The 20,482-nt window shown below is 70.8% G+C and carries 18 protein-coding genes; 10 read left to right on the forward strand and 8 right to left on the reverse strand.

The window, feature by feature from the left end; all coding sequences use genetic code 11:
* Nucleotides 1-22 precede the first annotated feature (22 nt).
* From OG627_RS24735 to OG627_RS24750, 4 genes are all read right to left on the reverse strand, one after another.
* On the reverse strand, nucleotides 23-706 hold the full coding sequence (locus OG627_RS24735) for a response regulator transcription factor (RefSeq protein ID WP_329068594.1): 684 nt from the start codon (nucleotides 704-706) through the stop codon (nucleotides 23-25).
* Nucleotides 703-1,995, reverse strand: a complete 1,293-nt coding sequence (locus OG627_RS24740; RefSeq protein WP_329068596.1) for a sensor histidine kinase — start codon at nucleotides 1,993-1,995, stop codon at nucleotides 703-705. The genes OG627_RS24735 and OG627_RS24740 overlap by 4 nt, the downstream gene beginning before the upstream one ends.
* Before the next feature lie 208 nt (nucleotides 1,996-2,203).
* A complete protein-coding gene (locus tag OG627_RS24745) occupies nucleotides 2,204-3,154 on the reverse strand; it encodes a DUF4429 domain-containing protein (RefSeq protein WP_329068598.1) in 951 nt (316 codons plus the stop codon).
* 119 nt (nucleotides 3,155-3,273) lie between these two features.
* On the reverse strand, nucleotides 3,274-4,479 hold the full coding sequence (locus tag OG627_RS24750) for an alpha/beta hydrolase (RefSeq protein ID WP_329068600.1): 1,206 nt from the start codon (nucleotides 4,477-4,479) through the stop codon (nucleotides 3,274-3,276).
* A gap of 648 nt (nucleotides 4,480-5,127) precedes the next feature.
* On the opposite strand from OG627_RS24750, the gene OG627_RS24755 reads away from it, so the two are divergent.
* Nucleotides 5,128-5,538: a peptidase inhibitor family I36 protein gene (locus OG627_RS24755; protein ID WP_329072944.1), complete on the forward strand. Its 411-nt coding sequence runs from the start codon at nucleotides 5,128-5,130 to the stop codon at nucleotides 5,536-5,538.
* A 92-nt stretch (nucleotides 5,539-5,630) separates the two neighbouring features.
* On the opposite strand, the gene aceE is transcribed toward OG627_RS24755, so the two are convergent.
* Nucleotides 5,631-8,363 (reverse strand): pyruvate dehydrogenase (acetyl-transferring), homodimeric type, encoded by a 2,733-nt coding sequence (aceE, locus tag OG627_RS24760; protein WP_329068602.1) that lies wholly within the window; start codon nucleotides 8,361-8,363, stop codon nucleotides 5,631-5,633.
* Nucleotides 8,364-8,826: 463 nt separating this feature from the next.
* Here aceE and OG627_RS24765 point away from each other — a divergent pair, with 463 nt between their 5' ends.
* The 6 genes from OG627_RS24765 (at nucleotide 8,827) to OG627_RS24790 (ending at nucleotide 13,590) form a co-directional block, all read left to right on the forward strand.
* Nucleotides 8,827-9,264: a DUF3052 domain-containing protein gene (locus tag OG627_RS24765; RefSeq protein WP_329068604.1), complete on the forward strand. Its 438-nt coding sequence runs from the start codon at nucleotides 8,827-8,829 to the stop codon at nucleotides 9,262-9,264.
* A gap of 209 nt (nucleotides 9,265-9,473) precedes the next feature.
* Complete coding sequence (locus OG627_RS24770; protein ID WP_329068606.1) at nucleotides 9,474-9,941, forward strand: peroxiredoxin; 468 nt, start codon at nucleotides 9,474-9,476, stop codon at nucleotides 9,939-9,941.
* A gap of 158 nt (nucleotides 9,942-10,099) precedes the next feature.
* Nucleotides 10,100-10,675, forward strand: a complete 576-nt coding sequence (locus tag OG627_RS24775) for a TerD family protein (protein ID WP_329068609.1) — start codon at nucleotides 10,100-10,102, stop codon at nucleotides 10,673-10,675.
* A 243-nt stretch (nucleotides 10,676-10,918) separates the two neighbouring features.
* Complete coding sequence (locus tag OG627_RS24780; protein ID WP_329068610.1) at nucleotides 10,919-11,494, forward strand: TerD family protein; 576 nt, start codon at nucleotides 10,919-10,921, stop codon at nucleotides 11,492-11,494.
* A 51-nt stretch (nucleotides 11,495-11,545) separates the two neighbouring features.
* Nucleotides 11,546-12,685, forward strand: coding sequence for a DUF475 domain-containing protein (locus OG627_RS24785; RefSeq protein ID WP_329068612.1), 1,140 nt, complete (start codon nucleotides 11,546-11,548; stop codon nucleotides 12,683-12,685).
* A gap of 164 nt (nucleotides 12,686-12,849) precedes the next feature.
* The gene (locus OG627_RS24790) at nucleotides 12,850-13,590 is read left to right on the forward strand and encodes a TerD family protein (protein ID WP_329068614.1); all 741 of its coding nucleotides are present in this window, start codon (nucleotides 12,850-12,852) and stop codon (nucleotides 13,588-13,590) included.
* Between the two features lie 18 nt (nucleotides 13,591-13,608).
* On the opposite strand, the gene OG627_RS24795 is transcribed toward OG627_RS24790, so the two are convergent.
* Nucleotides 13,609-14,472, reverse strand: coding sequence for a TerD family protein (locus OG627_RS24795; RefSeq protein WP_329068616.1), 864 nt, complete (start codon nucleotides 14,470-14,472; stop codon nucleotides 13,609-13,611).
* Nucleotides 14,473-14,681: 209 nt separating this feature from the next.
* On the opposite strand from OG627_RS24795, the gene OG627_RS24800 reads away from it, so the two are divergent.
* The 3 genes from OG627_RS24800 (at nucleotide 14,682) to OG627_RS24810 (ending at nucleotide 19,419) form a co-directional block, all read left to right on the forward strand.
* Entirely contained in the window at nucleotides 14,682-15,845 is a 1,164-nt protein-coding gene (locus tag OG627_RS24800) for an HpcH/HpaI aldolase/citrate lyase family protein (protein WP_329068618.1), read from the forward strand.
* Between the two features lie 95 nt (nucleotides 15,846-15,940).
* Entirely contained in the window at nucleotides 15,941-18,550 is a 2,610-nt protein-coding gene (locus OG627_RS24805; protein WP_329072945.1) for a phosphoribosyltransferase, read from the forward strand.
* Between the two features lie 74 nt (nucleotides 18,551-18,624).
* Nucleotides 18,625-19,419 (forward strand): HAD family hydrolase, encoded by a 795-nt coding sequence (locus OG627_RS24810; protein WP_329072947.1) that lies wholly within the window; start codon nucleotides 18,625-18,627, stop codon nucleotides 19,417-19,419.
* 18 nt (nucleotides 19,420-19,437) lie between these two features.
* On the opposite strand, the gene OG627_RS24815 is transcribed toward OG627_RS24810, so the two are convergent.
* Nucleotides 19,438-19,659 (reverse strand): FmdB family zinc ribbon protein, encoded by a 222-nt coding sequence (locus tag OG627_RS24815; protein ID WP_329068619.1) that lies wholly within the window; start codon nucleotides 19,657-19,659, stop codon nucleotides 19,438-19,440.
* Nucleotides 19,660-19,683: 24 nt separating this feature from the next.
* Entirely contained in the window at nucleotides 19,684-20,322 is a 639-nt protein-coding gene (locus OG627_RS24820; protein WP_329068621.1) for a DUF4383 domain-containing protein, read from the reverse strand.
* Nucleotides 20,323-20,482 lie beyond the last annotated feature (160 nt).

The raw sequence follows: 20,482 nt of genomic DNA on the forward strand, positions 1-20,482 counted from the left end.
GGTACGGGTGGCGGGCGCGGGGTCAGGCGGTCGCGTCGCCGGGGGTGACCAGCCCCGACTCGTACGCGAAGATCACCACCTGCGCCCGGTCGCGCAGGCCGAGCTTGGACAGCACCCGGCCGATATGGGTCTTCACCGTCTGCTCGGCGACCACCAGCCGGTCCGCGATCTCCTGGTTGGACAGGCCCCGGGCGATCAGCTCCAGCACCTCCGTCTCGCGCGGCGTCAGCCCGCGCAGCCGCTGCGAGCGCTCCCGGCGCGGGGCCGGGCGCTGCTGGGCGAAGTCCGCGATCAGCCGCCGGGTCACGGACGGCGCGAGCAGCGCCTCCCCGGCCGCGACGATCCGTACCGCCGCGATCAGATCGGCCGGGGGAGCGTCCTTGAGCAGAAACCCGGACGCGCCGGCGCGCAGCGCCTCGTACACGTAGTCGTCCACGTCGAAGGTGGTCAGCATCAGCACCTTCGGCAGATGGATCACCCCGGGCGGCGGGCTCAACAGCGCCCGGGCGGCGGCCAGTCCGTCCATCTCCGGCATCCGGACGTCCATCAGGACCACATCGGGCAGCGTCGAGCGGCTGACCTCCACCCCCGCGCGTCCGTCCGGTGCCTCACCGACCACATCGATGTCGGCCTGCGCGGAGAGCAGGGCGGCGAACCCCGCGCGCACCATGGCCTGGTCGTCGACGATGATCACGCGGATGGTCAAGGAGCGTCCTTCGGAGCGGTGAGCGGGAGGCGTGCCGCGACCCGGAAACCCCCGTCGGGCAGCGGCCCGGTGTCCAGCGTGCCGCCCGTCAACCGTACGCGCTCGCGCATCCCCACCAGCCCGTGTCCGGTACCGGACGTCTCCAGCAGCGAACTGCGCCCGACAGCGGCGTCGTTGACGACCAGCACGGTCAGCCAGCCGTCGTGCGCGAGCACCGACACCCGGGTCCGCGCACCGGCCGCGTGCCGCACCACATTGGCCAGCGCCTCCTGCACGATGCGGTACGCGGACAGATCCACGGCGGGCGGTACGGGACCCAGGTCGGCGGGCAGCGACAGCTCGGCCGGCACTCCGGCCCGTAGCGTCGCCTCCACCAGCTGCTGGACCCGGCCGAGGCCGGGCTGCGGCGTCCGCTCGCCGTCGGCGCCGTCGCTGCGGAGCACGGCGAGCAGCCGCCGCATCTCCGTCAGGGACTCCCGCGCGCTCGCGGCGATCGTGGCGAACTCCTCGCGCGCGGCGTCCGGCAGCCCGTCGATCCGGTAGGCCGCCGAGTCCGCCTGCACAGTGATCACCGACATGTGGTGCGCCACCACGTCGTGCAGCTCCCGCGCGATCCGGGTCCGCTCCTCCAGCAGCGTCCGCCGGGCCCGTTCACCCTCGCTGATGGTCTCCTGCTCGGCCAGCCTGCGCTGCGCGTCGCCGCGCTCGCGCAGGGCGGCGACGACGACGAGGAGGGCCCCGCTGAGGACGGTCAGCAGGATGTGGGTACCGCCGTCGGCGCCGCCGCCGCCGGGCTGCGCGATGATCTCGAAGAAGGCTCCGGCGAAGCCGGTGGCGAGCCAGACGGCGAGCAGGGTACGGCGCGATTCGCGCAGCCCCAGGCAGATCATCAGCACCAGGTAGCCGACGATGACCATCGGCGTCCACGGCCAGGGCCGTCCCGCGATTGTGTCCGCGCTCTGGAGCAGGACGCCCCCGATGACATCGGAGGCGAAGATGATCCACCACGCCTGGAGCGGCCGGGTCACGGCGAGCACCAGCGGCGCGGCCTGGGTGATGGCGAGCGCCCCCGCCCAGCCGCCGCCGAGCCGGTAGACCTGGCTGAGCACGCTGGCGGTGACCGGCAGCAGCACGACGGCGAACCCGAGGGTGACGACGTACGGTGCGAGGCGCTGCCACCGCCTGGGCGCGTGCGCGAGGAGCGGCTCGGTGGAGTCGGAGGGTGTCCACAGGGCACCGGCGAGGAGGCGCAGCGTGCCCGGCGGCCTGGCGGGGGAGGGAGGCGTCATGACCCGCCCAGCCTAGGCAGCGCCGGACGCCGAAGCGTCATACCGGGGACCGGTGGGTGGGGTCATACCCAGGTATGACGCGGGCGGCCCGGCACCGGGCGGCGGCGGTCACGGGGGGACGCGGTCACGGGCGGAGGCAGCCATGGTGGAAGGTGTCACGGGCGGAGGCGTGCGCCGTGCTGTGCGCCGAGCCGTGCGCCGGGCACCGTCACAGCTCCTCCAGCAGCTCCGCCTTCTTCGCCGTGAACTCCTCGTCCGTCACCAGCCCCGCCTCGTGCAGCTCCCCGAGGTGCCGGATCGAGTCCGCGACGTCCGCCGGGTCCCGGCGCGCGGCGGCGAGCGCCGGGACCGGGACGGCCGCGCGGCTGCCGGACGTGCCCTGGACGGCTTCGAGGACGGCCGCCGCGAACGGCAGCGACTCGTGCACCGGGCCGTAGCCGAGCCCGAAGACGACGGCCGCCGGATCGTGGTCGGCGCGGGCGGCTCCGTCCGTACCGTGCCGCCCGTCCTGGCCGTGAGTGCGGTCCGTACATTCCGTACGGTCCGTACCGCTCGCGCCGTCGCGTCGCAGCAGCCGCAGGTAGCCGTCGAAGAGGTCGGGTGAGCGCCACTCGACCCCCTGGAGGTCCGCGACCGGGATGTTCTGGTCGCCCGCCTTCCACTTCGCGGAGGACGCGCCGGTCCAGAACCAGCGGAACAGCACCCGCTCGCCGTCGAAGGACGCCTTGCCGTCGTACGCCTTGAAGTGCAGCGGAGGCTCGGGCGCGGCCACGAGATAGCGCTCGGCGGGATCCTCGCGCCGCAGCAGGCGGTCCCGGGACAGCGCCGAGCGCAGCTCGTCCGCGAAGTACGCGGCCAGGGACTCGCGCTCCGCGGGCAGCACCAGCCGGTACGGATCGACGCTCTCCCTGAGCTGGCCCGCCGCGGCCTCCGCCAGCGGGTCGGCGCCCGCTCTCGGCGCGGCGTGCAGCACCACCGTCCCGCGTTTCCCGGGAGTGAGCGTCACCGACTCCAGCGCCTGGTGGGGGATACGGCGTTCGCCCCGTGCCCCCAGCGCCTGGAACAGCTTCGGTGTTCTGATCCCCCGTTCGAAGCGGATGAGCACGGAGTCGCTCTCGAACTCCCAGGTGGCATGGATCCCCGTCAGCACATCACCCATGCGCTTCATCGTAGGCGGCGCGCGCTGTGGCGTCCCCTGCCCCGGCGCGGGGATTTCTACGCGCGTCAGAGCGGGGGGCCGCCGGTGGGCCGCCGATGGGGCACCGATCGGCCGCCGGTTCAGCCCGCGGCGGTGATGCCGCTCCGGCAGTCAGCGCCGCCATCGGCGCAGCTCACGGCGCGGTACGAGGCGACGCCGATGTCCGCGAAGTTGTCGAGGCTCTCCGTGCCCGGCTTGAAGTAGCCGGTGTGCCCGACCGCGCCGTATGCCGAGACGACCCGGGCCCCGAAGCCTCTGGCCACCGGGTCGGCGCCGTGTCCGAGGCCGCCCACCGCGAGATACGGCACGTCCTGGATCCAGTCGTCACCGTCCCGCATGGCCCAGACGTGCGCGGCCGTGCGCAGCTGCGCCGCGTTGCCGACCCGCATGCCGGGGCTGCCGGCGACGGCCACGTCGGTGACTCTGGCGGGCAGTGAGTGCGCGGCGACGCCGCACACCACGGAGCCGTAGCTGTGGCAGAAGAGGGAGACCTCCGACGTGCCCGGCAGCGCGCGGGTGAGCGCGGTGAGCCGTACGGCGCCGTCCTCGGCGAGCTTGCCGATCGCCGCGTCCATGCCGAGCCCGGCGGGCGAGGTGTAGTCCGCCCAGGCGATGACCGCCGTGGGGGTGCTGGGGGAGACGGCGCGCTCGGCCGCGTACAGCGACTCGGCCATGCCCGCCGGGGCCGTGTACCAGCCGTCGGACTTCTCGAAGGTCAGGATGTTCGTGTCGACACCGGGCACGACGACCGAGACCCGCTTCGCGCGGTCGAGATCGCCGAGCACCTCGGCGATCCGGCCGTTGCCCGACGGGTCGAACGAGAGGATCTGCCGGTCGCCGCCGAGCATCGACTCGTAGCGCTGCATGCGCCGGCTCGCCATCAGCCGGCCGTCGCTCGACAGCCTGCCGTCGTGCGCGCGCTCCTCGTCGGCCTCCCGCGCCTGCATCAGTGCCAGCCGGTTCGCCTGGTAGCGCAGGGTGACCGGGGCGCCGTTGAGATTGCCGACCACGAGCGGATACTTCGCGGCCAGCCTGGCCTGCTGCGCGGCGTCGAGCGAGGCGAAGAACGCGGCCAACAGCTTCGGCGGCGCGGTGGGGGACGGCAGGTGGCGTGTGCCTATCCGGCCCTTCTCCCACGCGCTGAGCGCGACTTTCAGCGGCTCGCGCGCGCCGCGGTGGTTCGCCACGGCGGTCCAGCCGGTCGTCGTCAGCATCACGAACACCACGGCGAGGGCGAGGACGGCGCGCCAGGCGTTGAGAGTGGGGGATGACTCGAAGGAATTCACTGCTCACCAGCGTAGAGGGCTTCCCGGGGCCTCCGCGACGAGGGTGAGGGAGATCACCCGTCAGGCGGGATTAAACCGCCGGTAACCTAACCCGCCGTGAAGCTCCGCTGCACACTCCGGCGTGTCGGAGAGGGGCGCCGACGGGCGGATACGGTCTTCGGGCGGGGCAGGGGCGGGGCAGGGGCGGGCGGTACGGGGGCGTTCGTACGGCTTACGGAATTTCATCCGAACGGGTCCTGGTCAACCTGTGGGTCTTGTGCTTCCGGAGTGCCTGGGCGGTCGGTCCGTCCCGTGTTCCGCCGGGTCTCGGCAGAGCCCGCCCCCGAGCCGTAGCGGTAACTCTCGGTAACAGGTCTCCGTGGTGACGGGGACGGCGGCGGTGGCGGTTTCTGTCACTCCGCTGACGGATCGCGGCGTCCATTCGGACGGGACCGCTCGAAGGGTGCCCGTCCGACGTCAATCAAGGGGTGACCCGACGTCAACCACAGACCGCTCCGAGGGCCGCCGAAAGGTTCCGGCGGGCCGGTCGCCTATCAGGGTGGAGGGCGGCGCCGGCCCCTTCCGCCGGTGCGGCTTCGCAGGTCAGGGTGGGGATGACCGAATTTCGTACGACACGGGGGTTGATCCGAAATGCGCAGCACCACGTTCATGTCCGGGCTCACGTCCACGCTCACCTCATCGGGTACGGCGAAGGCCGTCGCCGCCGGGGCGCTCGCCCTCACCGCGCTGTTGCCGCAGCCCGTCGCCGTGGCCGCCGCCCAGGCCGCGCCTCCCCGGCGGGGGGATTGCGCGGCCGGGGAGCTGTGCCTGTGGGAGCAGGAGGAGTTCAGGGGCGTACGCCGCACCTACGAGCTGTCCGACACCGATATCGACAGCTGCGTACCGCTCCCGGCGGGCGTCAGCGTCCACTCCCTGGCCAACCGCACCGGGCGGCCCGTGACCACGTACCAGTCCGCCGAGTGCGGGAGCACCGGGCAGTTCGAGACGTACCCGGGCGGGGGCACCTGGACGCCGCGCTCCCCGTACCGCGTACGGGCCTTCAAGATCTGGGAGAGGTGAACGACGAGAAGCGGGGGCGGCCGGCTCCACGAGCCCGCCGCCCCCGCACCTCACTCGTCCGGCGCTGTCACGCCTGGTGGAGGACCCTGCGCTCAGGCGTCGCCGCCGGCCGCGCCCGGGTGCGCCGCCGACGCGTCGAGCAGCTGGTAGCGGTCCACCGCCTGCTTCAGCGCCGAGCGGTCGACCCTGCCCTCCCCGGCCAGCTCCGTCAGCACTCCGAGCACGATCGACTGCGCGTCGATGTGGAAGTACCTGCGGGCCGCGCCCCGGGTGTCGGCGAAACCGAAACCGTCCGCGCCCAGCGACTGGTACCGCCCCGGGACCCAGCGCGAGATCTGGTCGGGAACGGAACGCATCCAGTCGGAGACCGCCACGAACGGCCCCTCCGCACCGGAGAGTTTGCGTGTCACGTACGGCACACGCTGCTCCTCCTCCGGGTGCAGCAGGTTGTGCCGCTCCACGTCCACGGCCTCACGGCGCAGCTCGTTCCAGGACGTCGCCGACCAGACGTCCGCCCTGACGTTCCACTCCTCGGCGAGGATCCGCTGCGCCTCGACCGCCCACGGCACGGCCACGCCGGACGCCATGATCTGCGCCGGGATCGAGCCGGCCTCGCCGCGCCGGAAGAGGTGGATGCCCTTGACGATGCCGTCCACATCGACGTCGGCGGGCTCCGCCGGGTGCTGGATCGGCTCGTTGTAGACCGTCAGGTAGTAGAAGACGTCCTCGCTGTCGGGCCCGTACATCCGGCGCAGACCGTCCTTGACGATGTGCGCGATCTCGAAGCCGTAGGCGGGGTCGTACGCCACACACGCCGGGTTGGTCGAGGCCAGCAGCTGGGAGTGGCCGTCCGCGTGCTGGAGCCCCTCGCCGGTCAGCGTCGTACGCCCGGCGGTCGCGCCGAGGACGAAGCCGCGCGCGAGCTGGTCGGCCATCTGCCAGAACTGGTCGCCGGTCCGCTGGAAACCGAACATCGAGTAGAAGACGTACACCGGGATCAGCGGCTCGCCGTGCGTGGCGTACGAGGAGCCCGCCGCGATCAGCGACGCCGTGCAGCCGGCCTCGGAGATGCCGTCGTGCAGCATCTGCCCGGTCGGGGACTCCTTGTACGCGAGCAGCAGCTCGCGGTCGACGGACTCGTACTGCTGGCCCAGCGGGTTGTAGATCTTGGCGCTCGGGAAGAACGAGTCCATCCCGAAGGTGCGGTACTCGTCGGGGGCGATCAGCACGAACCGCCTGCCGATCTCCTTGTCCCGCATCAGGTCCTTGAGCAGCCGGACGAACGCCATCGTGGTGGCGATCGACTGCTGCCCCGATCCCTTCCGCACCGCCGCGTACGTCTTGTCCTCGGGGAGCGTCAGCGGCTTCGCCCGCACCACCCGGGTCGGTACGTACCCGCCCAGCGACTTGCGCCGGTCGTGCATGTACTGGATCTCTTCCGAGTCCTTGCCGGGGTGGTAGTACGGTGGCGCGCCGTCCTCCAGCTCCCGGTCGGAGATCGGCAGGTGCAGCCGGTCCCGGAAGCCCTTGAGGTCGGCGACCGTCAGCTTCTTCATCTGGTGGGTCGCGTTGCGGCCCTCGAAGTTCGGCCCGAGGGTCCAGCCCTTGACCGTCTGCGCCAGGATCACGGTCGGCTGGCCCTTGTGCGCCTTGGCCGCCGCGTATGCCGCGTAGACCTTCTTGTGGTCGTGACCGCCGCGGCCCAGGTGCAGGACCTGGTCGTCGGACATGTTCTCGACCATGGCGCGCAGCCGCTGGTCGTCGCCGAAAAAGTGCTCGCGGATATACGCGCCGGTCTCGGTGGCGTACGTCTGGAACTGCCCGTCCGGCGTGGTGTTCAGCCGGTTGACCAGCACACCGTCGCGGTCCTGTGCGAGCAGCGGGTCCCAGGAGCGGTCCCAGACCAGCTTGATGACGTTCCAGCCGGCGCCCCGGAACTGCGACTCCAGCTCCTGGATGATCTTGCCGTTGCCGCGTACCGGGCCGTCGAGGCGCTGGAGGTTGCAGTTCACCACGAAGGTCAGGTTGTCCAGTCCCTCACGGGCGGCGATGGACAGCTGGCCCAGCGACTCGGGCTCGTCCATCTCGCCGTCGCCGAGGTACGCCCAGACGTGCGAGGCGGAGGTGTCGGCGATGCCGCGCGCCGTCAGGTAGCGGTTCATCCGCGCCTGGTAGATGGCGCCCAGCGGGCCGAGGCCCATCGAGACCGTCGGGAACTCCCAGAAGTCCGGCATCAGCCGCGGATGTGGATAGCTGGACAGTCCGTACGGGGCCTTCGACTTCTCCTGGCGGAACGCGTCGAGCTGCGTCTCGCTCAGCCGGTCGAGCAGAAAGGCGCGGGCGTAGATGCCGGGGGAGGCATGGCCCTGGAAGAAGATCTGGTCGCCGCCGTCGCCGCCGTCCTTGCCCCGGAAGAAGTGGTTGAAGCCCACGTCGTAGAGGGAGGCGGAGGAGGCGAAGGTGGCGATGTGGCCGCCGACGCCGATCCCGGGACGCTGCGCGCGCGAGACCATCACGGCGGCGTTCCACCGGGTGGCGTTGAGGACCTTGCGCTCGATCTCCTCGTTGCCGGGGAAGAACGGCTCGTCCTTGGTGGCGATGGTGTTGACGTAGTCCGTACTGCGCATCTCGGGGACGGCGACACGCTTCTCGCGTGCGCGCTCGATCAGCCGGAGCATCAGATAACGGGCGCGCTCACGGCCGCGCTCGTCGACCGCGGCGTCGAGCGAGTCGAGCCATTCCTGGGTCTCCTCGGGATCGAAGTCCGGGACCTGGCTGGGAAGGCCGCCAATGATGATCGGGTTGCGATCGGATCCGGAAGCCACGCTTTTCCTTCACTGTTCGGTCGGGGGCGGGGGGGGCGGAGCTGGGGCACGTACGCCGCATCCATCGTGTACCGCGACGACGAGAAACGTCATCTCTACCGAGGGGTAACCCGTGCTCGCCGGGCAATTCCCGGAAAGATCCCGCCCCCGGCCCATCGGCCGCGCCGGTTCAAATCGCAACCTTACGCCCAACCCGTCCATGCGTTCTGTTCGGTCGTTCGGGTCTGATTGACGTACCGAAACGGCATAACATGGCAAAGAAGGAGGAAGTGTATGGCCTACGTCACAGCGAGTGGGGTCGAAGTGGCAGGAGATGCGACGAAGGGGCCCGGATCGTCACTGTTTCGGCGGTCTCGGCAGCCGGGTACTTGCGCGATCCGCTCCGCCCGTGTGGACTACGGCCAATGCCCCGCGTACGCGCGCGGCCGAAGCATTTATCCGAAACATGATCAGGAGGCAATCCGTGAGCGCGACCGCGGACCACGCGGAGGAACGGACCAACCTTGCCGCGAGGCTTGGGTTCGAACCCGGACAGGTGGTCCAGGAGATCGGCTACGACGACGACGTCGAGCAGGAGCTCCGCGAGTCCATCGAGGCCATCATCGGCCAGGAGCTCGTCGACGAGGACTACGAGGACGTGGCCGACGCCGTCCTGCTCTGGTTCCGTGACGAGGACGGCGACCTTACGGACGCGCTGGTGGACGCCATCGGTTTGATCGAGGACGGCGGCGTGATCTGGCTGCTGACGCCGAAGACGGGCCGTGACGGCTACGTCGAACCGAGCGACATCAACGAGGCGTCCCAGACGGCGGGTCTGTCCCAGACCAAGAGCGTCAGCGTCGCCAAGGACTGGGCCGGCAGCCGGCTCGTCACGCCCAAGGCGGCGAAGTCCAAGCGCTGACTCCGAGCGCCGCTACGAGCGCGCAAGACGCAGCAGCCCGGGGCCCACGGCCCAGCACGCAGCCTTGAGGGCCCCCGCCGATCTCCGTCGGTGGGGGCCCCGTGCTCGACGGCCTGGTGCACGACTGTGAGCGGGCTCCAGGCCGTCGAGCACCAGGTCGTTAGGGTGGACGGCGACAGTCGAGCCCGCACCGAGAAGGACGTGCACGCATGGCGATCGAGGCCGGCGCCCCCGCCCCCGACTTCACCCTCAAGGACAACCACGGACGGACCGTCCGCCTGTCCGGCCTGCGCACGCCCGGCGAGGCCAGAAACGTCCTGCTGGTCTTCTACCCCTTCGCCTTCACCGGCGTCTGCACCGGTGAGCTGAGCGCCCTGCGCGACCGGCTGTCCTCGTTCGTCAACGACGACACCCAGCTGCTCGCCGTCTCCAACGACTCCATCCACACCCTGCGCGTCTTCGGCGAGCAGGAGGGGCTGGAGTACCCGCTGCTGTCGGACTTCTGGCCGCACGGCGAGGTCTCGCGCGCCTACGGCGTCTTCGACGAGGAGAAGGGGTGCGCGGTGCGCGGGACGTTCCTCATCGACAGGACGGGGACGGTGCGCTGGACCGTCGTCAACGACCTGCCGGACGCCCGGGACCCGGACGAGTACCTCAAGGCGCTGGCCGCGCTCTGAGCCCCGGAGGCCGCCCTCGCGGGTTCCCGCCCCGTCCGGCCGTCGAAATCGTGTCGTATCGGGGAACCGGTCACTAGGATCCAGACGTTGATCGAGTGCCAACGCACCAAGGGACGCCCGGCTCGCTCGCCGGCCCCGGGAAACCATTAGGAGGACTCGTGGGAGTCAGTCTCAGCAAGGGCGGAAACGTCTCGCTGACCAAGGCCGCGCCCAACCTGACCGCGGTCACCGTGGGTCTGGGCTGGGACGCCCGCACGACCACCGGCAGCGACTTCGACCTCGACGCCAGCGCCCTGCTGACGAACACCGAGGGCAAGGTCACCGCCGACGGAAACTTCGTCTTCTTCAACAACCTCAAGAGCCCCGACGGTTCCGTCGAGCACACCGGTGACAACCTCACGGGTGAGGGCGAAGGCGACGACGAGGCGATCAAGGTCAATCTGGCCACGGTCCCCGCCGATGTCGACAAGATCGTCTTCCCCGTCTCCATCTACGAGGCGGAGAGCCGGCAGCAGTCCTTCGGCCAGGTGCGCAACGCCTACATCCGCGTCGTCAACCAGGCCGACAACAACGAGCTGGCGCGCTACGACCTCACGGAGGACGCCTCGACGGAGACCGCGATGGTCTTCGGCGAGCTGTACCGCAACGGGGCGGAGTGGAAGTTCCGCGCGATCGGCCAGGGATACGCCTCGGGCCTGCGCGGCATCGCCCAGGACTTCGGCGTCAACGTCTGAGCCGCCGAACGGGAGGCCCCGGGCGGTCCGGGGCACTCGTCTTCCGCCATGTGTTCGGCGCCGCACCGTGAGTGCGGCGCCGAACACATTTCGTACCGCACGCGCACCACGCGCACCACACGGATCCCGGTCCGGGACGGAACGCACGAACGGACCGCATGATCAGTCTGGGAACGGGCAGGACGTCAGGCGCGTCTTGACCGTACGCACACCACCACATCACCTCGGGGAGGACTCACCATCATGGGCGTCACACTCGCCAAGGGAGGCAATGTCTCCCTCTCCAAGGCCGCGCCGAACCTCACCCAGGTGCTGGTCGGGCTCGGCTGGGACGCGCGCTCCACCACCGGAGCCGACTTCGACCTCGACGCCAGCGCGCTGCTCTGCCAGAACGGCCGCGTGATGGGAGACGAATGGTTCGTCTTCTACAACAATCTGACCAGCCCGGACGGTTCCGTCGAACACACCGGTGACAATCTGACCGGTGAGGGCGAGGGCGACGACGAGTCGATCATCGTCGATCTCTCCAAGGTCCCGGCCCACTGCGACAAGATCGTTTTCCCGGTCTCGATCCATGACGCCGACAACCGGGGCCAGACATTCGGGCAGGTCGCCAATGCTTTCATCCGCGTGGTCAACCAGGCGGACGGACAGGAACTCGCGCGGTACGACCTGAGCGAGGACGCCTCCACCGAAACCGCGATGATCTTCGGCGAGCTGTACCGCTACGGGGGCGAGTGGAAGTTCCGTGCGGTTGGGCAGGGGTACGCGTCGGGACTGCGGGGCATCGCCCTAGACTTCGGGGTCAACGTTTCGTAAAGCAGTGCTCTGCACGGGGGAAATCCCGTTAATCGCAAAATGGGGTAGCCAGTGATCCTGAAAACCTTCGGCTGGTCGTTCGCCATCACGGCGCTCGGCCTTGCCTTCGCCGCCTGGCAGTGGGGGTGGCAGGCGTTCGGGATCGTGCTGATCCTGTCGGTCCTGGAGATCTCGCTGTCGTTCGACAACGCGGTCGTCAACGCCGGGATCCTGAAGAAGATGAATGCCTTCTGGCAGAAGATCTTCCTCACGGTCGGTGTCCTCATCGCCGTCTTCGGCATGCGACTGGTGTTCCCCGTCGTCATCGTGGCCATCAGCGCCAAGGTCGGGCCCATCGAAGCCGTCGAACTGGCGGTGCAGAATCCGGAGCGGTACGAGGACCTCGTCACCGACGCGCATCCGGCGATCGCCGCCTTCGGTGGCATGTTCCTGCTGATGATCTTCCTGGACTTCATCTTCGAGGACCGGGACATCAAGTGGCTGGGCTGGCTGGAACGCCCGCTGGCCAAGCTCGGCAAGGTCGACATGCTGTCGGTCTGCGTCGCGCTGATCGTTCTCCTCGTCGCGGCGATGACCTTCGCGACCGACGCGCACACCAGTACCGGATACCAGGACAAGTCGGCCACCGTACTGCTCGCCGGCATCGCCGGTCTGATCACGTACCTCGTGGTGGGCGGTCTCTCCGGCTACTTCGAGGACAAGCTGGAGGAGGACGAGGAGCGGGAGCACGAGGAGGAGGAGAAGGCCAGGGCCGAGGGCAAGAAGGTCACGGCGGTCGGAATGGCGGGCAAGGCCGCGTTCTTCCTCTTCCTGTACCTCGAAGTCCTCGACGCGTCCTTCTCCTTCGACGGCGTGATCGGCGCCTTCGCCATCACGAACCACATCTTCTGGATGGCGCTCGGCCTCGGCATCGGCGCGATGTACGTCCGTTCGCTGACGGTCTATCTGGTCCGCGAGGGCACCCTGGACGACTACGTCTACCTGGAGCACGGCGCGCACTACGCGATCGGCGCGCTGGCCGCGATCCTGCTCATCACCATCGAGCACTCCATCAACGAGATCGTCACGGGTCTGGTCGGCGTCGTTCTCATCGCCGCCTCCTTCTGGTCCTCCGTGCGCCGCAACAAGGCGCTGGAGGCCGAGGGCGGGGACAAGGATGCGGACGGGGACAAGGCGGCGCTCCACGTCTGAGATCATGCGCCGGTGAGCCCTCATATGAGCCGGTCCACCGGGGTGTGATCCGCCGGGGATCCGGGGAACGCTCTCCACGGGGCGGGCAGCGAGGCGAGAGCCCGCGTCCGCCCCGTGGCTGTGTGCCGGGCAGGGCGAGTTGACGACAGCGAAGGGGTGGGGGCATGGCCTTCTGGGACAACCTGTGGCCAGGGCAAAAGGCATCGCAATTCGATTCGGGCAACGCGGCGTCCAACTCCATTGAGCTGACCAAGCGGCATCCGACGATCTCGCTGACCAAGCAGGGCGCGGCGACCGGCAATCTGCGGGTCAACCTCTCGTGGCAGATGCGTACGTCGGACATCGGGCAGCGGTCGCGGCAGAGCGGCCGGCTGCTGAGCAATCCGCTCAAGCTGTTCAAGCCGGAGGTCGTCCAGGCGCACACCCAGGGCGTCGTCAACGTGGACCTCGACCTGGGCTGCATGTACGAGCTGACCGACGGCAGCAAGGGCGTGGTGCAGCCGCTCGGCAACTTCCTCGGCGACCTCAACGGGCCGCCGTACATCAAGGCCAGCGGTGACGACCGGTTCGGCGCGGGCTCGGGGGAGACGATCTACGTCAACCTCGACCAGCGGGAGAACATCAAGCGGCTGCTGTTCTTCGTCTACATCTACGACCAGACGCCCGCGTTCGACCGGACGCACGCGCACATCACGATGTATCCGAGCAGCGGCCCGCGGATAGAGATCGACCTCGACGAGCACGAGCCGCAGGCCCGCTCCTGCGCGGTGTTCTCGGTGGACAACGTCAAGGGCGAGCTGGTCGTGCGCCGCGAGGTGAGGTACGTCTACGGCTTCCAGGGCGAGCTGGACCGGCTGTACGGGTGGGGCCTCCAGTGGGGGCGCGGTTTCAAGACGAAGACCTGAGCGAGGACCGCCGCCCGGTCACTGCCGCAGGAACTGCGGCCCCATCGGGGGCAGCCGGAAGTTGGGATCGGGGGCGGGCGCGGCGGCTACCGCGGGCTGCGGATAGCCGTACGCGGGCCGCGGCGCCGACACCGGCTGCGGATAGCCGTACGGCGGCGGGGCCGCCGGCAGGGCGGGCTGCGGGTAGCCGTACCCGGGTCCCGCCGCGGGCAGCGCGGGCGGCAGGTCCGGCGGGGGCGGCGCGACCGCGGCGGCGTCGGGGAGCGGGATGAGGCTGGTGGGGGCGTCGGCCGAGAAGTCGGCGTCGTCGTCGCTCTCCGCCGGCCTTCCCGACCCCTCCGAGTCGTCCACCGAGATGCCGAACGCCGTGGCCAGCCCGACAAGGCCGGTCGGATAGCCCTGCCCGACGGCCCGGAACTTCCAGCTGTCCCCGCGCCGGTACAGCTCGCCGCAGATGATCGCGGTCTCCTCGCCGGTCTCCGGCCGCACATCGAAGACGGCCAGCGGCTCGCCCTCGGCCGAGCCCGCGTCGTACAGCAGTATCCGCAGGTCGTCCACGTGCTGGAAGCTCGCTCCGTCCGACGAGGCCGCGAGCACCACCTGGTCGACCGACGGGTCCAGCCCGGTGAGATCGGCCTCGACGGTGTCCGTCAGCGCCTCGCCGACCTGCTTCTTCGGCAGCCGCCTGACCAGTCCCGACGGATGGCGCGGCTGGTTGTAGAAGACGAAGTCCTCGTCGGAACGCACCCGGCCCCCGGCTCCGAGCAGCAGGGCGGACGCGTCCACGTCGGGCACCCCCGGGCCGGGGGTCCAGTGCAGCACGGCACGTACGGCCATGGCGTCGAGCGGGACGTTCGAGCCCTTGAGCATCGCGTGCGTCATACGAATCATCCTGCCTTCCCGGACCCCGCGCGGACAACGTGGGTCCCCCGGGAGGGCGTGGGTCAGGCCCGTGGCCGTGGCTGCCGCAGGGGCGGGATGTGGACGAGTTACCGGGAATTCACCAACCCGGGGAACTCTTGACACCCGCTCGTACGTACTATTACCGGCCACCTGACCGATGGGCCATCGAGGCAGCACGGGGGATTGAAATGCGTCATTTCGGGCATATCCCGCCCACTGTCCGAGAGGGCCTGTTCCATCAGGAGCCGTGCGAGTTCACCGCCGACTCTCCCGCACCGCTGCTCTCCGCCGCCCTCGGTGCGACGCTCTACAGCCCCGCCACCCGGCCCCGGCTCGCTGACGACGTGCTGAAGCAGACCGAGCGCGGTGTCGTCTCCATGGTCCTCTGCCTGGAGGACTCCATCCACGACTCCGAGGTGGAGGCCGCCGAGACCAATCTCGTGCGGCAGTTCGCCGACCTCGACGGGCGCGGCGTCCAGACCCCGCTGCTCTTCATCCGCGTCCGCGAGCCCGAACAGATACCCGATCTGGTGCGCAGGCTCGGGCCCACCGTGCGGCTGCTGTCCGGATTCGTACTCCCCAAGTTCACCGAGGAGCGCGGCACCCCCTTCCTGGAGGCCCTCGCGGAGGCCGAGAGCGCCTGCGGGCGCACGCTGTACGCCATGCCGGTGCTCGAATCGCCCGAGCTGCTCCACCTGGAGACCAGGACCCGCACACTCACCGGCATCGCCTGCGTCGTCGACAAATACCGCGACCGGGTGCTCGCGCTGCGCCTCGGCGTCACCGACTTCTGCTCGGCGTACGGCCTGCGCCGCTCGCCCGACATGACCGCGTACGACGTACGGATCGTGGCCGCCGTCATCGCGGACGTCGTCAACGTGCTGGGGCGCGCCGACGGGTCCGGCTTCACGATCACCGGCCCGGTCTGGGAGTACTTCCGGCTCCAGGAGCGCATGTTCAAACCGCAGCTGCGCCGCAGCCCGTTCCTGGAGGGCCGCGCGGAGGAGCTGCGGACGAACCTCATCGAGCACGACCTCGACGGGCTGCTGCGCGAGATCGCCCTGGACCGGGCCAACGGCCTCCAGGGCAAGACCTGCATCCACCCCTCCCACGTGCCGCCCGTGCACGCGCTCTCGGTCGTCAGCCACGAGGAGTTCAGCGACGCCCGGGACATCCTGCGGCCCGAGCGCGACGGCGGCGGGGTACTGCGCTCCGCGTACACGAACAAGATGAACGAGGTGAAGCCCCACCGCGCCTGGGCCGAGCGCACCCTGCGCCGCGCCGAGGTGTTCGGCGTCGCGCGCGAGGACGTCGGGTTCGTGGAGCTGCTCACGGCGGGCCTCGGGGAGTGACCGCCGGAGAGCGGGCCGGGCGGGCAGAGGTGAGCGGGGCACATGAGTGGAACGGGTTGACCGCGTCGAAGGAAGAGAAGGAAGAGATCGCCAACATGGTGTGGTCGGGCACATGGGTCGCCGAGCGGCTCGGGATCGAACTCGCCGGCGGCGAAGAGCTGCGGGACCTGCTGGGGCTGGCGCTGCGCCGCAACCCCAAGCGGGCGCACCTCCTTGTCTCGAATGTGCTCGGCAAGCATGTGCCGCAGCGCCCCGAAGTCGTATACGGCACCGGTGTCGCACTCGGCGAGCGCGTGGCGGAGCTGCTGGGCGACGACACGGAGCGCGCGGTGGTGCTCGGGTACGCGGAGACCGCCACCGGCCTCGGCCACTCGGTCGCCGACGGGGTGCGCCACGCCCCGTACCTCCACTCCACGCGCCGCCCGGTGCCGGGGGTGGAGCGGGCGGGCGGCTTCGAGGAGTCGCACTCCCACGCGACCTCGCACCTGCTGCTGCCGGAGGACCCCGGGCTGCTCGCCACGGACGGGCCGCTGGTCCTGGTCGACGACGAGTTCTCCACGGGCAACACCGTGCTCAACACGATCCGCGCGCTGCACGGGCGCTATCCGCGCGCCTGGTACGTGATCGTCGCGCTGGTCGACATGCGCTCGGTGGCGGATCAGGGGCGGCTCGCGGAGTTCGCCGGGGAGATCGGCGCCCGGGTCGATCTGGTGACGCTCGCCTCCGGGACGGTCCGGCTGCCGGACGGGGTGCTGGAGAAGGGCCGCGAGCTGGTGGCGGAGCACGAGCGGGGGGAGGGCGCGGGAGCGCCCTCGGGGGTTTCCGTCCCTGCCGGATCTGACGGGTCTGCCGTCTCGCCCGCCGCCTCTGGTGGGTCTGACGTGTCTGGCGGGTCTGCCGGGCCTGACGTGTGCCGGGTCGCGCTCGGCTGGCCCGCCGGGCTCCCCGACGGCGGCAGACACGGCTTCACGCCTGACCACCGGGCCCGGCTGGAGTCCGCGCTGTCCGCCATGGCGGCGGAGATCGCCGCCGGGCTTGGCGACGGCGTCCGGCGCGTACTGGTGCTGGGCTTCGAGGAGCTGATGTACGCCCCGCTGCGGCTCGCCGAGGCGCTGGAGCGCGGATCGGCGGACATCGAGGTGCGGTACTCGACCACGACGCGCTCGCCCGTGCTCGCCGTCGACGACCCCGGATACGCGATACGCAGCCGGCTCGTCTTCCCCGCGCACGACACGGCGGCCCTCGCCGAGGAGGACCGGGCCGGCGACCGGTACGCGTACAACGTGGCGGGCGGCGGTTTCGACGCCGTCGTGGCCGTCGTCGACTCCCTGGGGGACTCTCCCGAGCTGCACGCCCCCGGCGGACTGCTGGCCCGCCTCGGCGCGCACATACCGCGCGTGGTGCTGGCCGTGGTCCCCTCGTACCTCCCGGCGTACGCCCTTCCCGGCCCCCGGGAGGCGTCGGACCCCCGGCACCACCACTCCCCGCAGCACCCCCACAGCCCCCAGGAACCCCCCATGCTGCCCGACCCCCTCCGCGGCCCCGCCTTCTCCTCCTACGCGCCCGACGACGTCGGCTGGCTGCTCCAGGACCTGTCCGACGTGGAACTGGAAGCCCCTACCGAGGAGCGCGAGGAGGCGATTCAGAGCGGCGGCGCGCACTACGCCGAATCCCTCCCCGTCGAGTACCAGCCCAGCGATCAGTACCAGCGGCTCTTCAAGTCCGCCCTGGACACCTCGGCCGCCCGGATCGCCCGCGCCGTCGGCACCGTCACCGAGACCGTGCTCGCCGAGCGGTCGCCCCGGCCCGTGCTGGTGTCGCTGGCTCGCGCCGGTACGCCCGTCGGTGTGCTGATGCGCCGCTGGGCGCGGCACCGGCACGGCCTGGACCTGCCGCACTACGCCATCTCCATCGTGCGCGGCCGGGGCATCGACGCCAACGCCCTGCGCTGGCTCGCCGCCAACCACGACCCCGCCGATGTCGTCTTCGTGGACGGCTGGACCGGCAAGGGGGCCATCACCCGCGAACTGGCCCAGGCGCTGGCCGAGTTCAACGACGCCCACGGCCTCAGTGGCACCCATGGCACTCGTGGCACCCATGGCTTCGACGCCGAGATCGCGGTCCTCGCCGACCCGGGCGGCTGCGTACGGACGTACGGCACCCGGGAGGACTTCCTCATCCCCTCCGCCTGCCTCAACTCCACCGTCTCCGGGCTGATTTCCCGTACGGTGCTGCGCGCCGACCTGGTCGGCCCCGACGACTTCCACGGCGCGAAGCACTATCGCGAACTGGCCGGGGCCGATGTCTCCGGCCACTTCCTGGAGACCGTGGCCGCCCGCTTCGACGAGGTCGCGGACGCCGTGGACGCCGAGGCCAAGGAGATGCTCGCGGCGGACCGGGCGCCCACCTGGGAGGGCTGGGCGGCCGTCGAGCGGATCAGCGAGGAGTACGGCATCCACGATGTGAACCTCGTCAAGCCGGGCGTCGGCGAGACCACGCGCGTGCTGCTGCGGCGCGTCCCCTGGAAGATCCTCGCCCAGCGCGACGCGGGCGCCGACCTCGACCACGTCCGGCTGCTGGCCGAGCAGCGCGGCGTACCGGTGGAGGAGGTCGACGGCCTCCCGTACACCTGCGTCGGGCTGATCCACCCGCAGTACACGCGCGGCGCGACGGGCGCGGACGGCAGGGCGGTGGTCGCGCCGTGAGCACCGCGAGGAGTTCAGCCGTCAGCCCCGCCACGAGTCCCACTGTCAGCCCCGCCGCGAGTTCCGCCCCCACGCTGGTCGCCAGCGACCTCGACCGCACGCTCATCTACTCGGCCGCCGCGCTTCAGCTCGCCGTGCCCGACGCCGAGGCGCCCCGGCTGCTCTGCGTCGAGGTGTACGAGAGCAGGCCGCTGTCGTATCTGACGGAGACGGCGGCGGGGCTGCTCGACCGGCTGGCCCGTACGACCGTCTTCGTGCCGACGACGACCCGCACGCGCGAGCAGTACGGCCGTATCCATCTGCCGGGCCCGGCGCCGCGGTTCGCGATCTGCGCCAACGGCGGGCATCTGCTGGTCGACGGGGTGTCCGACCCCGGCTGGCAGCGTACGGTGGCCGCCCGGCTGGCGGAGGAGTGCGCGCCGCTCGCCGAGGTCCGGGCCCATCTGCTGTCCGCCGCCGACCCCGCGTGGCTGCTCAAGGAGCGGATCGCGGAGGATCTCTTCGCGTATCTGGTGGTCGACCGCGCGCTGCTGCCGGAGGGCTGGGTGGCGGAGCTGGCCGAGTGGGCGGGGGAGCGCGGCTGGACGGTCTCGCTCCAGGGCCGGAAGATCTACGCCGTACCGCGACCGCTCACCAAGAGCGCCGCGATGCGCGAGGTGGCCCGCAGGACCGGCGCCGTACGCACGCTGGCGGCCGGTGACTCGCTCCTGGACGCGGATCTGCTGCTGGCCGCGGACCGGGGATGGCGCCCGGGCCACGGAGAGCTGGCCGACGCCGACTGGAGCGCGCCGCAGGTGGAGGCGCTGCGCGAGACGGGGGTCGCGGCGGGCGAGGAGATACTGCGGCGGATGGCGGCCGCGGCCGCCTGACCGCCGCCGCCAGGACCGTCAGCCGCAGCAGCCGCCCCCGCAGCAGCCGCCACCTCCGCCACCGGCGGCCGGGGCGGGGGCGCCGCTCTTCGCGGCGCCGCCGACCGCGACGGTGGAGAGCAGCTTCACGGTGTCGTCGTGTCCCTCGGGGCAGGAAGCGGGCGCCGAGGACTCCGCCATCGGGCGGCTCAGCTCGAAGGTGTCACCACAGGAGCGGCAGCGGTACTCGTAGCGAGGCATGCGGTCAGGCTACGGGACAACCCCTCAGCCGACACCCACCCGGCCGTGGCCGCCCCGTGCCCTGGCGCGCTGTTCGCGGTCGGCCTCTTCCGGGTGGCGGGCGCGCCAGTACGGATTGTCGTGCGGGAGTCTGCCGCTGACGCGTCCGTACATTCCGAAGAACATCAGCAGCAAACCGACCACGAAGCTGAAGAGGACATTCTGGATGTGGAAGGCGAGGAAGTTGTAGCTGGTATCCAGCAGCGCGAGATTGACGAATCCGCTGGCGACGAAGAGGACGCCGAGGCCCATGTTCAGGGTCGAGGCCGTATTGCCGCCGATCACCATGCCGATGAGGAGCAGCAGCCCGACGCAGATGGACAGCACGCTGAGGGTGCCGTTCGCGTTGAGGCCGGCGACCCGCTGACCGCCGGTGCCGAAGAAGCCGATCTTGTCGACCAGCCCGAGGATGCCGAAGGCGATCAGGAAGAGCCCCATCAGGCCGGCGCCGATGCGGTAGACCTGGTTGAGGCGGTGGTCGAGGGGGAGCTGCGAGTCGATCGAGACCCGGCGCCGCGGGCGCCGCTGGTGCCGCTGGTGCCGGGGTTCGTGCAGGTCGTCGCGGTGGGCGTAGGGCGGCGGATCGTGCCGTACGACTGCGGGAGGTGTCGCTCGGGTGGCCATGGGGGCGGGCCTCCTTGGGCGGGCGATAGAGGTATCGCGTGCGCTTCATCAAGGATCCGCCCGGTATGACGGGGAGACAAGTCGACAAGGCGGTGCCCGGGGCGTCCGGGGCCGTACGGCCCGGGCCGCGCCCCGGGCCACGGCCCCGACCACCGGCCCG

The organism is Streptomyces sp. NBC_01429, from assembly GCF_036231945.1.
Lineage (GTDB): Bacteria > Actinomycetota > Actinomycetes > Streptomycetales > Streptomycetaceae > Streptomyces.